The 16,267-nt window shown below is 62.0% G+C and carries 19 protein-coding genes; 14 read left to right on the forward strand and 5 right to left on the reverse strand.

Features of this window, described 5'->3' with window-relative positions; translation table 11 throughout:
• Positions 1-91: 91 nt before the first annotated feature.
• Complete coding sequence (locus T8A63_RS14045) at positions 92-1,240, forward strand: lytic murein transglycosylase (RefSeq protein ID WP_322344156.1); 1,149 nt, start codon at positions 92-94, stop codon at positions 1,238-1,240.
• Positions 1,241-1,246: 6 nt separating this feature from the next.
• Here the strand turns inward: T8A63_RS14045 and T8A63_RS14050 are convergent, their stop codons facing one another.
• Positions 1,247-2,587 (reverse strand): FliI/YscN family ATPase, encoded by a 1,341-nt coding sequence (locus T8A63_RS14050; RefSeq protein WP_322344157.1) that lies wholly within the window; start codon positions 2,585-2,587, stop codon positions 1,247-1,249.
• A 70-nt stretch (positions 2,588-2,657) separates the two neighbouring features.
• On the opposite strand from T8A63_RS14050, the gene flgB reads away from it, so the two are divergent.
• From flgB to flhB, 8 genes are read left to right on the forward strand one after another with little or no spacing between them, the layout of a single operon-like run.
• Positions 2,658-3,062 carry a flagellar basal body rod protein FlgB gene (flgB, locus tag T8A63_RS14055; RefSeq protein WP_067630407.1) on the forward strand — a complete coding sequence of 135 codons (405 nt, stop codon included), beginning with the start codon at positions 2,658-2,660 and terminating at the stop codon, positions 3,060-3,062.
• A 9-nt stretch (positions 3,063-3,071) separates the two neighbouring features.
• Positions 3,072-3,482, forward strand: coding sequence for a flagellar basal body rod protein FlgC (gene flgC, locus T8A63_RS14060; RefSeq protein WP_067630405.1), 411 nt, complete (start codon positions 3,072-3,074; stop codon positions 3,480-3,482).
• Positions 3,483-3,493: 11 nt separating this feature from the next.
• Positions 3,494-3,826, forward strand: coding sequence for a flagellar hook-basal body complex protein FliE (locus tag T8A63_RS14065; RefSeq protein WP_120350438.1), 333 nt, complete (start codon positions 3,494-3,496; stop codon positions 3,824-3,826).
• 3 nt (positions 3,827-3,829) lie between these two features.
• Entirely contained in the window at positions 3,830-4,099 is a 270-nt protein-coding gene (gene fliQ / locus T8A63_RS14070) for a flagellar biosynthesis protein FliQ (protein ID WP_067630399.1), read from the forward strand.
• Positions 4,096-4,929, forward strand: a complete 834-nt coding sequence (locus T8A63_RS14075; protein ID WP_322344158.1) for a lytic transglycosylase domain-containing protein — start codon at positions 4,096-4,098, stop codon at positions 4,927-4,929. The genes fliQ and T8A63_RS14075 overlap by 4 nt, the downstream gene beginning before the upstream one ends.
• Positions 4,926-7,010 (forward strand): flagellar biosynthesis protein FlhA, encoded by a 2,085-nt coding sequence (gene flhA, locus T8A63_RS14080; RefSeq protein ID WP_322344159.1) that lies wholly within the window; start codon positions 4,926-4,928, stop codon positions 7,008-7,010. The genes T8A63_RS14075 and flhA overlap by 4 nt, the downstream gene beginning before the upstream one ends.
• A 2-nt stretch (positions 7,011-7,012) precedes the next feature.
• On the forward strand, positions 7,013-7,768 hold the full coding sequence (locus tag T8A63_RS14085) for a flagellar biosynthetic protein FliR (protein ID WP_067630390.1): 756 nt from the start codon (positions 7,013-7,015) through the stop codon (positions 7,766-7,768).
• A 3-nt stretch (positions 7,769-7,771) separates the two neighbouring features.
• Positions 7,772-8,890, forward strand: coding sequence for a flagellar biosynthesis protein FlhB (gene flhB / locus T8A63_RS14090; RefSeq protein WP_322344160.1), 1,119 nt, complete (start codon positions 7,772-7,774; stop codon positions 8,888-8,890).
• 9 nt (positions 8,891-8,899) lie between these two features.
• On the opposite strand, the gene T8A63_RS14095 is transcribed toward flhB, so the two are convergent.
• The 4 genes from T8A63_RS14095 to T8A63_RS14110 are packed head-to-tail and all read right to left on the reverse strand — an operon-like array spanning position 8,900 to position 11,388.
• Positions 8,900-9,529 (reverse strand): MotE family protein, encoded by a 630-nt coding sequence (locus tag T8A63_RS14095; protein ID WP_300053957.1) that lies wholly within the window; start codon positions 9,527-9,529, stop codon positions 8,900-8,902.
• Positions 9,526-9,933, reverse strand: coding sequence for a flagellar motor switch protein (locus T8A63_RS14100; protein WP_322344161.1), 408 nt, complete (start codon positions 9,931-9,933; stop codon positions 9,526-9,528). The genes T8A63_RS14095 and T8A63_RS14100 overlap by 4 nt, the downstream gene beginning before the upstream one ends.
• Complete coding sequence (locus tag T8A63_RS14105; protein WP_322344162.1) at positions 9,911-10,858, reverse strand: flagellar motor switch protein FliM; 948 nt, start codon at positions 10,856-10,858, stop codon at positions 9,911-9,913. The genes T8A63_RS14100 and T8A63_RS14105 overlap by 23 nt, the downstream gene beginning before the upstream one ends.
• Entirely contained in the window at positions 10,855-11,388 is a 534-nt protein-coding gene (locus tag T8A63_RS14110; protein ID WP_322344163.1) for a flagellar basal body-associated FliL family protein, read from the reverse strand. The genes T8A63_RS14105 and T8A63_RS14110 overlap by 4 nt, the downstream gene beginning before the upstream one ends.
• 182 nt (positions 11,389-11,570) lie before the next feature.
• On the opposite strand from T8A63_RS14110, the gene fliF reads away from it, so the two are divergent.
• The 5 genes from fliF to T8A63_RS14135 are packed head-to-tail and all read left to right on the forward strand — an operon-like array spanning position 11,571 to position 16,261.
• On the forward strand, positions 11,571-13,274 hold the full coding sequence (fliF, locus tag T8A63_RS14115) for a flagellar basal-body MS-ring/collar protein FliF (RefSeq protein WP_322344164.1): 1,704 nt from the start codon (positions 11,571-11,573) through the stop codon (positions 13,272-13,274).
• Positions 13,271-13,933, forward strand: a complete 663-nt coding sequence (locus tag T8A63_RS14120) for a FliH/SctL family protein (RefSeq protein WP_322344165.1) — start codon at positions 13,271-13,273, stop codon at positions 13,931-13,933. The genes fliF and T8A63_RS14120 overlap by 4 nt, the downstream gene beginning before the upstream one ends.
• Positions 13,920-14,366: a FliM/FliN family flagellar motor switch protein gene (locus tag T8A63_RS14125; protein ID WP_269343620.1), complete on the forward strand. Its 447-nt coding sequence runs from the start codon at positions 13,920-13,922 to the stop codon at positions 14,364-14,366. Before T8A63_RS14120 ends, T8A63_RS14125 begins: the two co-directional genes overlap by 14 nt.
• Positions 14,353-15,189, forward strand: a complete 837-nt coding sequence (gene fliP / locus T8A63_RS14130; RefSeq protein WP_322344166.1) for a flagellar type III secretion system pore protein FliP — start codon at positions 14,353-14,355, stop codon at positions 15,187-15,189. The genes T8A63_RS14125 and fliP overlap by 14 nt, the downstream gene beginning before the upstream one ends.
• Before the next feature lie 22 nt (positions 15,190-15,211).
• Positions 15,212-16,261: a flagellar motor switch protein FliG gene (locus tag T8A63_RS14135; RefSeq protein WP_067629210.1), complete on the forward strand. Its 1,050-nt coding sequence runs from the start codon at positions 15,212-15,214 to the stop codon at positions 16,259-16,261.
• Positions 16,262-16,267 lie beyond the last annotated feature (6 nt).

Genomic DNA, 16,267 nt, shown 5'->3' on the forward strand with positions numbered 1-16,267 from the left:
AAGGCTTGCCATCTTGGCGATCCCGCCTTGTCGGGCGACCTGCCTGCGATATGCTGCGCAAAACGCAACAATGCAGCGACAGGCAGGTTTTATGAGACATTCACGCAGAACATTCGCATTCGGCCTCGCCGCTCTGGGACTGACCTCGGCCTGCTCAACTGGGGGCGGCGCGCTTGGCCCTGCAGCGGCGGCGGGGGTGCCGGACGATCTGCGCCCGGTGCCCAACGCGGGATATGATGCTTGGGTCGCGGCGTTTAAGGGGCGTGCATCGGCACAAGGTATTTCCGCCAACACCTTGGCTCAAGGGTTTCGCGGCGCGGGCTACCTGCCCGGCGTCGTGAAGCGGGACCGTAACCAGACGGAATTCAGCCGCAGCTTGGAAGATTACCTCGCGATCGCGGCCTCGGACGAGCGTGTATCAAAGGGGCGCGCGGCTTTTGCACGGCACCGCAGCACGCTGAACGCGATTGAGAACCGCTACGGTGTGGCGGCAGAGATCGTCGCGGCGGTTTGGGGGCTGGAGAGCTATTTCGGGGAGCGGCGCGGGAATGTACCTGTCGTTTCGGCCACTTCGACGCTGGCCTTTGACGGGCGGCGCGGGGCGTTCTTTGAAAAGCAGCTGATCGCGGCCCTGAAAATTCTGCAAAACGGCGATATCACTGCCGACCGCATGACCGGATCTTGGGCCGGGGCCATGGGGCATACGCAGTTTATTCCCACCTCCTATCAAGCTTTCGCGGTGGATTTCACCGGCGACGGGCGACGCGACATCTGGTCGGAAGACCCCAGCGATGCACTAGCCTCGACCGCCGCGTATCTGTCGCGCAACGGCTGGACGCGCGGCGTGAAATGGGGCGGCGAAGTGGGCAGCATCCCCGCCAGCGCCGGGTCCGTGATCCAGCCGCAGGCAGGCGGGCCGCAGTTTGTCGTGACCAGCAATTTCCGGGCGCTGAAGCGCTACAACAACTCCGACAGCTACGCCATCGGCGTGGGCCATCTGGCCGATCGCATCGCCGGGGGCGGGCCGCTGCGCGGCAGCTTCCCCCCTGATGCCAACGGGTTGACCAAGGACGACAGGATGGCGCTGCAACAGCGGCTGACCGCGCGGGGGTTTGACACCGATGGCACCGACGGGGTGATCGGGCCAAACAGCCGCAAGGCGATCAGCGCTTATCAGGCCAGCGTGGGCCTACCTGCGACGGGCGAGCCTTCGGTCGATCTGCTGCGCCGCCTGCAATAGGAGGTATCAGCCGGGGCTGATTCCGGCCCGGTCGAGCATCCCTGCCACCTCGGCGAACGAGGATTGCGGCGGGGTATGCTCGGCCTTGCGCTGGCTAAGGAATGTCTCGCACGGCCCGGCAAAGGCAATGGCGCGGTCCAATTCGGGGTTGCTGCCGCTGCGGTAAGCGCCGATGCGGATCAATTCCTCCATATCCGCATGGGCTGCCAGCGCCTTATGAGCGGCAGTGAGCAGCGTATACTCCACATCACTGTGGCAATCCGGCAACGTTCGCGAGACGCTCGCCAGCAGATCAATCGCTGGATAACGCCCCTTTTCGGCAATCTTTCGATCCAACACGATATGCCCGTCCGTGATCCCGCGCACGGCGTCGGCGATGGGGTCATTCATATCGTCGCCATCCACCAGAACGGTGAAAATCGCGGTGATGTCGCCCTTGCCCACCGGCCCCGGCCCGGCGCGCTCCAACATCTGCGGAAGCTCCGAGAACACCGTCGGCGGATAGCCCTTGGCGGTGGGCGGTTCGCGCGAGGCGAGGCCGATTTCGCGCTGTGCCATGGCAAAACGGGTTACGCTGTCCATCAAGAGCAGCACGTGCTGGCCCTGATCGCGAAAATGCTCGGCCACGGCCATGGCGGTCCAAGCGGCTTGGCGGCGGGTCAGCGGTGGCTCATCACCCGTGGCGACGACGAGAACCGCCTTCTCCATCCCCTCGGGGCCAAGGTCGGATGAAATGAAATCCTGCACCTCGCGCCCGCGTTCGCCGACCAGTGCCATGACCACCACATCGCAGTCCGTATAGCGTGCCAGCATGGCCATCAGCGTCGATTTACCAACACCGGAGCCTGCGAAAATGCCCAAGCGCTGACCTTGGCAAAGCGGGGTAAAGACATCGAGCGCGCGTACATGGGTCGCCAGTTTCGGGCCGATGCGTTTGCGGTCGAACGCACCCGGCGGGGCGGCGCGCAGCGGGCGGGGCTCGTTGCCCTCGGGCAGATGCCCCTTTCCATCAAGTGGTGCAGCAGAGGCGCTGATGACACGGCCCTTCCAGCTTTCGTCCGGGCGGATCACATCGCGGCCAACCGCGACCTCCACCCGGTCGCCCGCCGCCACCCCGCGCCATGAGCCGAAGGGGAGCAATTCGGTGCCATGGGTGCCAAGGCCCACGACCTCGGCATGAACCGGCCCGTCAGAGCCATGCACGATGCAGCGCTCGCCGATGCCCAGCACCCGCTCCAGCCCCACGGCGGTCAGGGTAATGCCGGTGATCGCGCGCACTTCGCCGGTGATCTCGGCCTCGCCCGCTTCGCGGGCAAAGCTTGTCAGCTCGGAAAAGAGTGTCTGCATGGATAAATTTCCTCTAGGAGAGCAAGCTAATATTTACTATACAAGGATTAAACAGGCTATAGGCAAAAAAATGAACTTGTCTAATCTTTCTATTCTTGGACTCGCTTCGGACCGGATGCAGTGGCTTTCGGCCCGGCAAAAGGTCGTGTCTGAAAACGTCGCCAATGCGTCGACACCGAACTTCAAAGCACGTGATGTATCGTCCTTTGAATCGATGCTGAGCGGAGAGCTGTCGCGCGATAAAGGGCTGGTGACGACCCATGACAAGCATTTCACCGGTGTCGCCCAAGGAACGCCCGGCGTGCGTGAGGTGACGGATCGCAGCGCCATTGGCACCACGCTGGATGGCAATACCGTAAACCTCGAAGAACAGGCCGTGAAGGCCGCCGAGATCGGTGACCATTACAGGTTGGCAGCACAGCTTTACCGCAAAAGCTATGACTTGCTCACCATGGCCGTCACCGGGAACAGGTAAGGAAAACGCATGGATCCGCTTCAGTCTATCGCCAAAATCGCCGCCAGCGGGATGACCGCGCAGACCGCGCGTTTGCGGGTGATCTCGGAAAACGTGGCCAACGCCGATTCCACGGGCACCACGCCCGGCGCCGATCCGTTTCGGCGCAAGACCATCAGCTTTTCCGAGTTGATAGACCGCAATGGCGGCGGGTCATTGGTTGAGGTCGATCGGATCGGGCGCGACCAATCCCCCTTTCGCCGCGATTATGACCCGTCGCATCCGGCGGCGGATGACACCGGCTATGTCAATCGGCCCAATGTCGATCCGATCATTGAGATGGCCAACATGCGCGAGGCCTCGCGCAACTACGAGGCCAACATGAACATGTTCGAGTCAGGCCGCCGGATGCGCGGTCAGATGCTCGACCTGCTGAAGTGAGGTAACCTGAGATGAGCGATCCCGCCTCCCTGATCTCGACCGCCGCGGTTCGCGGTGCCTATCGCACCTCGCAATCGCTAACGGCGCAAAAAGGCGAAGCTATCGCCGAAGAGGCAGGCGCCAGCGCCAATAGCTTCACCAATATGGTGCAGCAAGCCTCGGAAAACGCGCTGGAAACAGTGCGCGAGGGCGAGGCCGTGGCCCAAGCCGGGCTGCGCGGTGAGGCGGATACCCAGCAGGTGGTCGAAGCGATGCTGGCGATGGAAAGCACAGTCAAAGTCGCCGTGTCGGTGCGCGACCGCTTTGTCGAAGCCTATCAGGAAATCTTGCGGATGCCGATCTAGGCCATGACCGAAACCCAGACCTATGACATCATCTCTGCTACCGTCTGGGCCGTGCTTTTGGCCTCGGGTCCGGTGCTGGGGGTGGCGCTGGCGATTGGTCTGGTGATCGCGTTTTTCCAAGCGCTCACGCAAATTCAAGAAATGACGCTGACCTTCGTGCCCAAGATCGTGATGATCTTTGTCACCCTGCTGGCCGCGACGCCGTTCATGTATGCCACGCTGAAGAACCTGTCAGATACGGTCTTTGACCTCGTGCAGAACGGTGGGCTGTGAGAGCGCTTTGGCATATGGCCCGTGCGGCGCTGCTGGGGGCGGTGCTTGCGACCCCTGCCCTCGCCCAAGGCTGGGGGTCGTTCTATGAGCCATCGCAGAAAAACGCGGTGACCAAGACAGCCCGGACGCTGGCCGCCAAAGGCGGGCCCGAAGGCGTCTGCATCCGCGAAATTCTGGCGGCGCAAACGCGGCATGGCATTCCAGATAACCTGCTGCTGGCCATCGGCCTGCAAGAGGCGGGCACCCGGCGCAACGGGCATTTCACCGTCTGGCCCTACGCGGTCAACGCGGCGGGCGAAGGGCGGCTCTTCGACAGCCGCAACGCCGCGCTTGATTGGATCGCAGAGCGGCAGGCGAGTGGCATCCGCTCCATTGACGTGGGCTGTATGCAGATCAACATGCGCTGGCACCCGGATGCTTTCGACAACCCCGCCCAAGGGTTCGATCCGCGCGTGAACGTCGATTACGCCGCGCGTTTCCTCAAACGGTTGCACCGCCGCACGGGAAGTTGGATGCAGGCCGCGGGGTCGTACCATTCATTCGAGCCTGAGTACCGCGACACCTACCTTGACCGTCTGCAAAAGAACATCTCTGCCGCCAATGCGCGGCTGCCGGAGTTTCAGGCGCTGGCCAGTGCCAGCCCCGTTCCCGCGCGTCCGCGCAAGACGCCTCGCAGCAGCTCGGGCAGTTATGACAGGTTGGCGGCCAAGGCCACATGGGGTGCGCAGATCGGCGGGGCGGCGAATGCGCGCCGCTCGCTTTATTCAGCCCATGAGATGCAGCCCGTCCTGCCACAGTTCACCACCGTCCACGCGGAGGATGCGGGATGAGTACGAAACCGAACACCATCCTGCCGCAGCTGAGCATGTTCGGCGCAAACAAAGACGTCAGCTTTGCCGTCGGCATGGCGCTGGTGCTGGCGGTTCTGTTCCTGCCGCTGCCGCCGATCTTGCTCGATTTCGGGCTCGCGCTATCACTGTCGCTGAGCGTGCTGATTTTCATGGTGGCGCTCTGGATCCCTTCGCCGTTGCAGTTCAACTCCTTCCCGACGCTGCTGCTGGTCACGACCATGTTGCGCCTGTCGCTCAACGTGGCCTCAACCCGGCTGATCCTCAGCGAAGGCCATGCGGGTCTCCATGCGGCGGGGGATGTAATCCAGGGTTTCTCCAAGTTCATCGTGGCGGGCAATTTCGTCATCGGCGTGGTGATCTTTGCCATCCTCGTGATCATCAACTTCGTTGTGATTACAAAGGGTTCGACCCGTATCGCCGAGGTTGCCGCGCGGTTCTCGCTCGATGCGATGCCGGGCAAACAAATGGCGATCGATGCCGATATGGGCGCTGGATTGATCGACGAAGACGAGGCCCGTCGCCGCCGTAAGGAACTGGAAGACGAAAGCGCGTTTTTCGGTGCCATGGACGGTGCGTCGAAATTCGTGCGCGGCGATGCGGTGGCGGGGCTCATTATCACGTTGATCAACGTCATCGGCGGCATCCTCATCGGCGTCGTGCAGCGCGGCATGGGTGTGGGCGATGCCTTTAACGTCTTTACCTCGCTGACCATCGGCGACGGGCTGGTGAGCCAAATTCCGGCGCTGGTAGTGTCGCTCGCCGCCGGTCTGATCGTGACCAAAGGCGGCACGCGCGGCGCGGCGAACGAGGCGGTCTTTGACCAGCTGTCGAACTTCCCCAAGGCGCTTTACATGGCGGCTTTGCTGCTGTTCGGCATCGGCCTTTTGCCGGGCTTTCCGCTGCTGGTCTTCGCCCTTCTGGCCGCTGCCATGGTGGGCTTGGGCGTGGTGATCCAGCGCGGCGCGGCAGAGGCGGCAGAGGCCAAGGCGCAGGCTGATGCAGAGGCACAGAAAAAGCAGGACATGCCGGAGGTCGATGCCAACCCCATGCACCTCGACGAGTTGCGGCTGGTGCTGGGCGAAGGGCTGGTGGCGCTGGCCAACCGCCCCGACGCGGTGCTGCCGAGCAAGATCAAATCCCTGCGCAAACATTTCGCCGAAGAGTTCGGTTTCCCCATGCCCTCAGTGCGGATCAAGGATGACGTGAGCCTGCCGATCAACAGCTACTCTTTCCAAATCCACGGCGTTGATGTGGCCAAGGGCGACATCCGCGCCAACCAGATGATGGTGATCAACCCCGAAGGCGCGCCACTGCAACTGCCCGGTGAGGCCACGCGCGAACCCACCTTTGGGCTCGACGCGCTTTGGGTCGACAGCAAGGTCGCCGATCAGGCCGAGGCCCAGGGTTATACGGTGGTGGACCCCGAAAGCGTGATCACCACGCATTTGACCGAAGTGGTCAAGGAAAACATGTCCGAACTGCTCACCTACGGCTCGGCAAAAGAGGCGATTGAGGGGCTGGACCGGAACTATCAAAAGCTGGTCAACGATCTACCCGTCCCCTCCCCCGCCATTCTGGTGCAGCAGGTCTTGCAGGAACTGCTGCTGGAGCGTGTGTCGATCCGCAACCTGCCTCTGATCGTTGAGGCCATGGCCGAGGCCACACGACAGACCAGCAAGCCCGCGCTGGTGCTGGAAAACGTGCGCCGCCGCCTGTCGAGCCAGATTTGCCAAGGTCTGTCCGATGGGCAGGGCTTCGTGCCTGTCATCACCCTGTCGCCCTCGTGGGAGGCCGAGTTCATTGACGCGGTCAAGATGGTCGGTGATGACCGCACATTCGTCATGTCGCCCAAACGGGTACAGGAATTCGTGCTGCAAGCCCGCCAGCAGATCCAGCGCTTCGCCTCTGAGGACAGCTGGCCCGCGCTGATGGTCAACCCCGAGGCGCGGTCCTATGTGCGCTCCATGTTGGAGCGGGTCAGCCCGATGACGCCGGTCATTTCCAACGCCGAAATCCACCGCAAGGTGTCACTGCGGACCGTCGCCACCATCGGGGGCTAGAGATGGACCTCTCTGCCCTTTTGACCGACGCGCTGATGGGATACTTCGTCGTCTTCGCCCGCATCGGCAGCGCGCTTTTATTCATGCCGGGCTTTGCTGAAACCTCGGTGCCCACGCGGCACCGGTTGTTTTTTGGCCTGATCCTGAGTGCCGCGCTTTATCCGGTCACCGGCCTTGGCCCGGTGGCCGAAGATCGCCCCGGTGCCCTGTTGTTGATCTTTGGCTCGGAAATCACCGTGGGGCTGTGGATCGGGCTGGTGGCGCGCACGCTGCTCTCGGCGCTGCAATTTGCAGGCTATCAGATGGCCTTGATGTCGGGGCTGGCCAACGCCTTGGCACCCAACATTGGGGCCTTTGAGGGGGCAACGAGCATGGCCACGATGCTGCTCATCGGGGCCACGGCGCTGATTTTCATCACTGACCTGCACCACCTGATTATTGAATCGCTTCTGATGTCCTATCAGGTTTTCATCCCCGGCACCTTCATGCTGGCCGATCTTACCGATCAGTTTGCCCGCGCGACGCAGGTCAGCCTGTATCTTGGGCTGTCCATCGCCGCGCCTTTCTATGTGGCGGGTCTGGTGCTGAACGTCGGGATGGGTCTGGCGAACCGCATGATGGCGAGCCTTCAGGTCTTCTTTATCGCGCAGCCTTTGCTGATCGCCGCCGGGCTGGCCTTGATGGTGCTGGCGGTTCCGACCATGATGCGCGGGTTTTTGGAGCCATTCGCGGAATGGCTCACCACCTACGGGTTCTAGGCCATGTCGGAAGAGGACAAGAGCAGTAAGACCGAAGAGCCGACGGAGAAAAAGCTCCGCGACGCGCGCAAGAAAGGCGACGTGCCACAATCGCGTGAGACCGGCACGGCGATGCTGGTCTTTGCCTTACTGCTGATCCTGATCTTCGTGCTGCCCAGTTCGATTGGCGGCATTGTCGACGCACTGCAACGCCCGCTTTTGGGCGCAGGTGTGACCGCGATCGGCACCGGCGGCACCGGATTGGTTGAAGCCGGCGGTGTCCTTAAATCGCTGGGCTTTACGGTGGGGCTGGCGATGATGCCCGTAGTCGGAATTATGGTGTTGGCAGCGCTTTTCGGAGTGCTGATTCAAGGCGAGACGGTGGTTGCAGCCGAGCGGATCAAACCGAAGATATCGAAACTAAACCCCCTCTCGGGCTTCAAGCGCCTGTTCTCCGCCGATGCCTTTGTCGAATTTGCCAAGAACACCGCCAAGGTGCTGGTGATCGGCTTTATCACCGTCTGGGCCGTGCGGGATATTGCGCAGTCTCTGGGTCAGACGCAGGCCTTTGTGCCTGAGACTTTACTTGATGCCACTTTGCAAAAGGTGCGCTGGATTTTCCTTGTAACGACCACCTTCCTCGTCCCCATTGCCATTGCCGACATCATTTGGAAACGCGCGCAGTGGAAGAAGAAGCAGATGATGAGCCTCAAGGAAATCCGCGACGAGCATAAGGACAGCGAGGGCGATCCGCAGATCAAAGGCCGCCGGGCCGAATTGCGCCGCGCTCGCGCACGCCAGCGCATCGCGCAGGCGATCCCGGGCGCCAGCGTGGTCCTGACCAACCCGACCCATTACGCCGTAGCGCTGAAATATGAACAGGGCGTGGATGATGTGCCGATCTGCGTGGCCAAGGGCGCCGATGTGATGGCCCACCGCATCCGCGAACTGGCCAAGGAGCACGATATTCCGATGATCGAAAACCGCCCGCTGGCCCGTGCGCTACATGCAGCGGTGGAAGTGGATGACCGTATCCCAATGGAACATTGGCAGGCGGTGGCCGAGATCATCGGCTTTGTCATGGATCTGCGCCGGAACGTCCGTCGCAAACCGCCTGCAGGGTCGTCGATCCGCGAGGATTAACCCGTCTGCTCAGCGCAGGCGCAGCCCTTCGAGGTTGCGGTCGGCGGGGAGTTTGGAGCGTTCCAGCAGGATTTTGGTGATCAACCGTGCGCGGACAAGGCTGAACGAGCCCATGATCTGCGCGGCGTCCCGTTCGGGCATGGCACCGATCACTTGCACGGCGGTTTCCACGTCGATTTCATCCATGATGCCTGCGGCCACCTGTGGCTTCATGTTGCGGTAGAGCTCGACCAGCTTGGTCATGTCCTGATTGTTGGCCTCTTCGATCACCTTCAACTGCGCGCCGATCTCATCGCGCAGGCTGGCTAGCCGGGTCTGCTCGGCTTTGAGGCTTTGCTCGGCCAGCGCCAGCTTGGCTTCACGGTCGGCAATCGTATCGCGTTGGTCTTTCAACAGCGCACGCTCTTCGGCGATGGCCTCGGCGATCAGATGGCTCGGCTCGCACATGCCGCTTTCGCCCGGGGCGCTGGCGTCATAGCTGGGCGGCGCAGGGGCGGCGGCCAGCTCAATCGGGACCGGAGGCGTGTCACTGGGCGTCTCGGCGATAGCCATCATCGGCATGAACTCAACCGTAAGCTTGAGCACACCAGCGACGCCAAGGCCAAACAGTGCGATCTTTGGTAGGGAGATACGGCTCATTCCTTACGCTCCTTGGTGATGTCGAAAAAGGTGCGGACCAGTTCGGATTTGCCCTGCACCGCCGCCTGCCCGCGCACTTGGGAACGCCCCTTCAGGCGCGCGGCGCGCATCTCTGCCGGGCTTTGGCCTGCCGGAGTAGGTTCAGCCGCGGCGGCTTTGCGGTGCTGTGGGGCGTCACGCTGCACAGGCGGCTCGGCGCGTTGAACCCTTGTGCTGAGGTCGCGCAGGTCTTCGACCGACCGGGCCGATTGATCGACGGCATTGGAAAAGGCGCCAACCATTGGCTCCATCTCTTTCAGGGTCGCCATTAGAGCGCGAACCCGGCGGTCAAGGATAAAGGCATAGACCAGCGTGCCGACCAGCAGCACGATGATGAGGATATCAATCAAGGCCGGCATCATCATCGCTGTCCTCCTGATTTTCCTTAGGGAGCAAGGATTGGATCACCCGCAGCGCCAAGGCGCCATTGCTGCGCTGGCCAAAGGCGGCTCGAAACATCGGTTGCGCGTTCACCATGCCGACCACGGGGGTATCGACCGTCATGCCCAGATCAATCACCTGACCGGGCTTCCATTCCAGCACCTCATGCAGCGGGATCGTCACCTCTTGGAGCACGCCGGTGATGGTGACCGTGGTGCTGGAAATCTGGCTGTTCATATCTTTGCGCGCGTTGCTGTCGGTGGGCGAGCGCCCGCCAAGGAACGGCTGCGCCAACTGCGCGCTGACCTCATCCAGCGTGCCATAGGGCAGCACCAGCGCCATATGGCCGCTGCGGTCTTCGAACTGCAGATGCATCCGGACCAGCACCGTCGCGGTGCGCGGCGCGGCCAGCATGACCGACCGGGGATTGGACTCCAACGATTGGATGTCGAATTGCACGGGGCTGACATCCTGCAGGCAATGCGCCAGCCCTTTAAGCGACAGTTCCGCCAGCCTGCGGCCCAGTTTCTGCTCAATCGCGGTCAACCCGCGGGGCTTCCACTGTTGGCTCGTGGCGCGGCGACCACCCAGCATGATTTCTAGGACCGAAAACAGCAGGTCCGGCTCGACCACACAGGCGATCTGGCTGCCCCAGCCTTCGGCATTGGCGATGGCGATAAGCGAGGGCGCCTGAATGCTCTCCATCGCGTCCTCATAGGGCATATATTCCAGCGAGCTCAGCTCGATCTCTGGCGCTACGGTGCAATAGGATTTGAGGTCGGGCACCAAAGCCAGCAACAGACGGTCGATGATGATCTCAAGCGTGGGCAGGCGCTGAAAGCTTTCGCGCGCCTGACGGATCATCGTCTCTTCGAGGCTCAGCGCATCGGAGGAATCCGCTATCGTCATTGCACCACCATATCGGCAATCAGTATTTCATGCGGCGCGTCAGTGTGGCCCACCGCCCGCGCCCGGCGCAGCAGTTCGGTTTTAAGCATCGCCAGCCCATAGCTGCCCGTCAGGTCGCTGACATGCAACTGCCGCAAGAAATCTTGGAAGCTGTCGCGCAGGTAAATCTCACGCGCGATCAGGCGGTCCGCGCCCTCGGCGGTTTCGTCATAGACCATCAGCATGTTGAGCTTGAGAAACCGGCTGGTTTGCCCGCCCTGCGGCCCGGTATCGGTGACGTTCACGATGATCTCGGGGAAAGGCATGACCGGCATCTTGATCTCGGTCTTCGGCTTTTCGCCATGCGCGTCTTCGCTGCCTTCCTCACCATGGGCATTGTCAGCGGTCTCAACCGTATCCTCGACGGTTTCATCCCCGCCGAGCCCCACTATTTTCAACAGCCCCGAAGGACCGATGGCAAGCGTCACCCCACCGACGCCAGCAAGAAGGCAGAGCAAGACGACAGCAAGGATAGCAAGAGGCTTTTTCATTCTTCAACTCTTAATCGGATCCTGCGCGGAGCGCCATATGCAAGAACAAATACATCCCCAAACAAGCTTTATTGCAACAGAAACCTGTTTATTTTTTGGATCGGGCAAGTATAAACCGATATATGCTTGCATAGTGGCGACCGAGCGGGGAATGCTCGGACTATCCAATCGAGTGAGGGCCCGTGAATCAGATCGTTGAAAACCTTAAGGATTTAGGTCCAAAGCGGCTGGCTCTTCTGGGCGGCATCGGTCTGGCGATCACCGCGGCCATCTTTATCGGCGCGCGGACCATCCTCGCCCCTACCTATGTTCCGGTTTACAGCCAGCTTAGCCCCGGCACCGCATCGCAGATGATGCAGACGTTGGAACAGGCGGGGCTCACGGTCGACCTGTCGCGCAATGGCGATACCATTTCGGTGGCCGAGACCGATATCGCCCGTGCCCGCATGGCGCTGGCCGATGCGGGGCTGCCGGGCGAGGGCGTGCCGGGTTGGGAGATTTTCGATAATATGTCCGGCATGGGGATGAACTCCTTCATGCAAAAGGTGAACCGGCTGCGCGCACTGGAAGGCGAGCTGGCCCGGTCGATCCAAACCATCAGTGGCATCAAAGCCGCGCGGGTGCATCTGGTGCTGCCCGAACGCGCCGCCTTCTCGCGCAGCCGGGCCGAGGCCAGCGGCTCGGTCATCGTACGCTCGCAGGCCAACGCCAGCATGACCCGCAGCCAAGCGCAGGCGATCCAGGCTCTGGTGGCCTCTGCCGTAGCAGATTTGGAAGCGCAGAACGTAACCGTCCTGTCGGCCTCGGGTGAGACGATCTTGGCCAAGGATGAAGGCGGCAGCTCTGACTTCTCCCTCCAAGGTCAGCGCAGCATGATCGAAGAGCAACTGGCGCAAAAGGTTGAATCCATTCTCAACGCCCGCGTCGGGCCGGGCAATGCCCGCGTGCGGGTCAGTGTCGATCTGACGACCGAGCGTGAGGTGCGTGTGTCCCGCACGTTTGATCCCGCCCAGCAGGTGGCGCGGTCGATCGAAACCCGCGTGCGCAACTCCAATGAAACCGACCCGGCGGCGGCGACGGTGGATGTGGCCAATAACATCCCCGATGAGCTGCGCGACGATGCGGGCGGCGGCGCGGGGCAGTCCACCCGCTCCGAGAACGACGAGATCATCAACTACGAAATCGGCTCGGTCCAGAGCGAGCTTGTGCGCGAGCCGGGCGATATCGAGCGTATCTCGGTCGCTGTTCTGGTGAACGGCAGCTATGGCACCCTGCCCGACGGGTCCGAGGGCTATATCGAGCGCAGCCCCGAAGAAATGCAACGTCTGAGCCAACTGGTCAGCACGGCCATCGGTTTTGATCAGGGACGCGGCGATCAGGTGCAGGTCGACAGCCTTCAGTTCCTTGATTTCGATTCCGAGTTCAGCAGCCCCGCAGGCCGTGGCTTGGGCGCGGTGCTGGCCGATAACGCCATGACCATCCTGCGCTCGCTCTTTGCCTTGGCGCTGGTGGCGATCATCATGGTGCTGGGCGCGCGCCCGCTGCGCATGGTGCTGGATGCCACCCTGCCCCAACCCGCGCTGGCCGGTGCTGGCGCAGACGCGGGCCTGCTGGACGGTCCTGAGCAGAATAACGCCCCCAAAGCGTTGACCGGCGGCACCCAGAACGAGACCCCGCCAAACCGCCTGCCCACCCCGGCGGGCGTCCAGACCGGTGCGGTGCTCGGCCCAATGGACGAGATGCCCCGCGACATGGTGCAACTTGCTTCGGTCGAGGGCGCGGTGCAACACAGCCAATTGCGCGCCGTGGCCGAACTGGCCGAAGACAACACCGAAGACGCCCTGCGGGTTCTGGGCCAATGGCTGTCGGAAGGGGATGATCTGTGATCACAACCCTCAAGCTGCAAAACTTCGACGAAGACGGCAAGAGCAAGCCGCAGGATCCGGCGCTGCCCACGCCCGAAGAAATTGAAGCGAAGATCAAAAAGGCCCATAAGCAAGGCCATATCGAAGGCTATCTGGCCGGGGCCGACGCGGGCCGGGCCGAGATGCATCAGACCATGCAGGCCGAACATGCCGTGATGGCTGAAAAGCTGGCACAGGAACTGGCGCGGCTGTCGCAGGCGATGCAGGCCCATCAAGAGGCGCTGATGGCGCAGATCGTGGGCTTTACCCTGCAAACCTGCGAGATCGTCCTGCCCGAGGTGATCGAACGCCTGTCGACCGCGCGGGTGAAAAAGACCGTGACCCAATCGCTGAAAATGGCCATCGGGTCGAGCCAGATCAAAGTGCGCCTGTCGCCCGCCACGCTTGACCAGATTGGCCCAGACCTGCGCCAACGCGCTGTGTACTACAAATGCGACGGCGTGCTGGACCTGCGCGCCGATGCCGGCCTGCCCGATGGGGATGCCCGCATGGAATGGGATCACGGCAGCCTTGATTACGGGTTCAAAAAGATTTGCGACCGCCTGCTCGCCGAATTGCGCGACACCCATGCGCGGGCGCTGACAGCACAAAAGGAGAAGGACGGAAATGGACAAGCCTGACCTGCAATCGCCCAAAGACGACAACAACGCCGAAGGCAAAGCACCTGACGCAACGCCAGAACAGCCGCGCGCCGATGCCTTTGGCAATACCGCCAGTACAGGCAGCGATGACGCGGGCGTCTTCCCGCAACTCGACACTGAAGACTCGCGCAACGCCCTTGCCCCCCGCCCCGAGGCCGGTGGCGCTGGTATCAACGCCATGTTGAACGTCGGCCTAGATGTGCAGATCGTGCTGGGCCAAGCCCGCATGCCGATTTCGCGCCTGCTGGAACTCACCCGAGGCTCCATTGTAGAGCTGAACCGCAAAATCGGCGCGCCGGTCGACCTCATGGTCTCTGACCGTCTGGTGGCGCGCGGCGATCTTGTGAAGGTCGGCGAAGACCGGCTTGGCGTGTCCCTGACCCAGATCGTCAAGGACTATGTCCCTGACTGACCTCCCCTCTCTGCGCGCCTATGCGTCGGGCCGCATGGGCCTTGCCCTGCTGGTGCTTCTCGCCAGTGGCGGCATGGCCATGGCCCAAGACGGAGGGTTTCTCTCCACGCTGTCGGATGTGATTGGCGACACCGCGCCCGGCAGTGACGAAAACGCCAATCTGTCGGGCCGCATCGTTCAGTTCATCGCGCTGGTCACCGTGCTGAGCATCGCGCCGGGGCTCTTGGTGGTGATGACCAGCTTCACGCGCTTTGTCATCGTCCTGTCGATGCTGCGCTCGGCCCTTGGCCTGAACCAGACCCCGCCCAATATCGTGCTGACCTCGCTGGCGCTGTTCATGACCTTCTTCGTCATGCAGCCAGTGTTCGAGGACGCCTATGAGGCCGGAATCGAGCCGCTGCTGGAAAACGCCATCGGCGAAGAACAGGCGCTGGAGCGGATCGCGGCCCCGTTCAAAAACTTTATGTACGTCAACACCCGGCCCGAGGATTACGCCCTGTTCCTGCGCATCGCCCCGGCGGATGAAGAGGCCGAAGAGACCCCCCTGCCCGCCTCGGCAGAGGAGGCCACCTTTCGCCATCTCGTTCCGGCCTTCATGATCTCGGAACTGCGCCGCGCCTTTACCATCGGCTTTCTGATCTACCTGCCCTTCGTCGCCATCGACCTCATCATCGCCTCGGTCTTGATGAGTGCGGGCATGATGATGCTGCCCCCGGTGTTGATCTCCCTGCCGTTCAAGGTGATCTTCTTTGTGCTGATCGACGGTTGGTACATGCTGGCAGGATCGCTGATCGAAAGCTATGTGCCGCTTGCCGGTGGCTGACCTGCACTGAAAGGATTTAACCATGTCGACCAATGCCCTTTCCAAAACCCGCAGAAAGCCCATCACGGTGGAGGATCTGAACGGTCCCACCAAGGCGGCCATCACCTTTCTCTGCCTCGGAGAGCAGACCGGTTCGGAACTCATGCAAAAGCTCGGCACCGCCGAGATCGAGCGCATCACCAGCGCCATGAGCCGCCTTGGCCCGATCCCCGCAGAGGTGGTGGAACATGTGCTTAAAGAGTTCACTCAAAAGGTGGTCAGCGGCACAGGATCGGTCGTAGGGTCGCTGTCGACGGCAGAGTCCATGCTGCGCAAGTTCATGCCCGAAGAACAGGTGACCAGCATCATGGCCGGGCTCAAGGACAGCGAGCGCGAGAACGCCATGTGGCGCGGCTTTGGCGCGCTGGATGAGACGGTGATCGCCAACTATCTCAAGGGCGAGCACGACCAGACTGCGGCGGCGATCCTCAACAACGTCGACACCAGCGTGGCCGCCAAAGTGCTGCCGCTGCTCGGCCCTGAGCGGATGCAAGACATCGCCGAACGCATGATCGCGATGGAGGCCGTGCCGCTGCACATGATGCAGCAGATCGAAGAGACGTTGAAACAAGACATTCTGTCGAACGCGATGCACACCAATTCGGTCGAGACGCATCAACGCATGGCGGACCTTTTCAACCAGTTGGATGTGCAGGCCTTCGAAGAGCTTTCCGGTGCACTGGACGCGCGTATTCCCGACGCCTTCCAAGCCATCAAACAGCGTATGTTCGTCTTTGACGATCTGTTCAAACTGCCGATGCAGGACTTGGCGCAGGTGATGCGCGGGCTGGATGGGGCCACCCTGCCCATGGCGATGCGCGGAGCCAAGAAAGAGCAGCGCGATCACCTAATGGAATGTCTGCCGCAACGCTCGCGTCAGATGCTGATGGACGAAATGGCCGCCACCGGTCCGGTCCGGGGCCGCGACGTGCGCGCCGCACAGGCTGCGATGGTGGAATATGCCAAGACCCTCGCCGACGAGGGCGTGATCGAACTGCCCTCGGCAGCCGATGACGACGAATTCATCGAATAAAGAGGG

The sequence above is a fragment of the Sulfitobacter sp. OXR-159 genome, from assembly GCF_034377145.1.
Classification (GTDB): domain Bacteria; phylum Pseudomonadota; class Alphaproteobacteria; order Rhodobacterales; family Rhodobacteraceae; genus Sulfitobacter.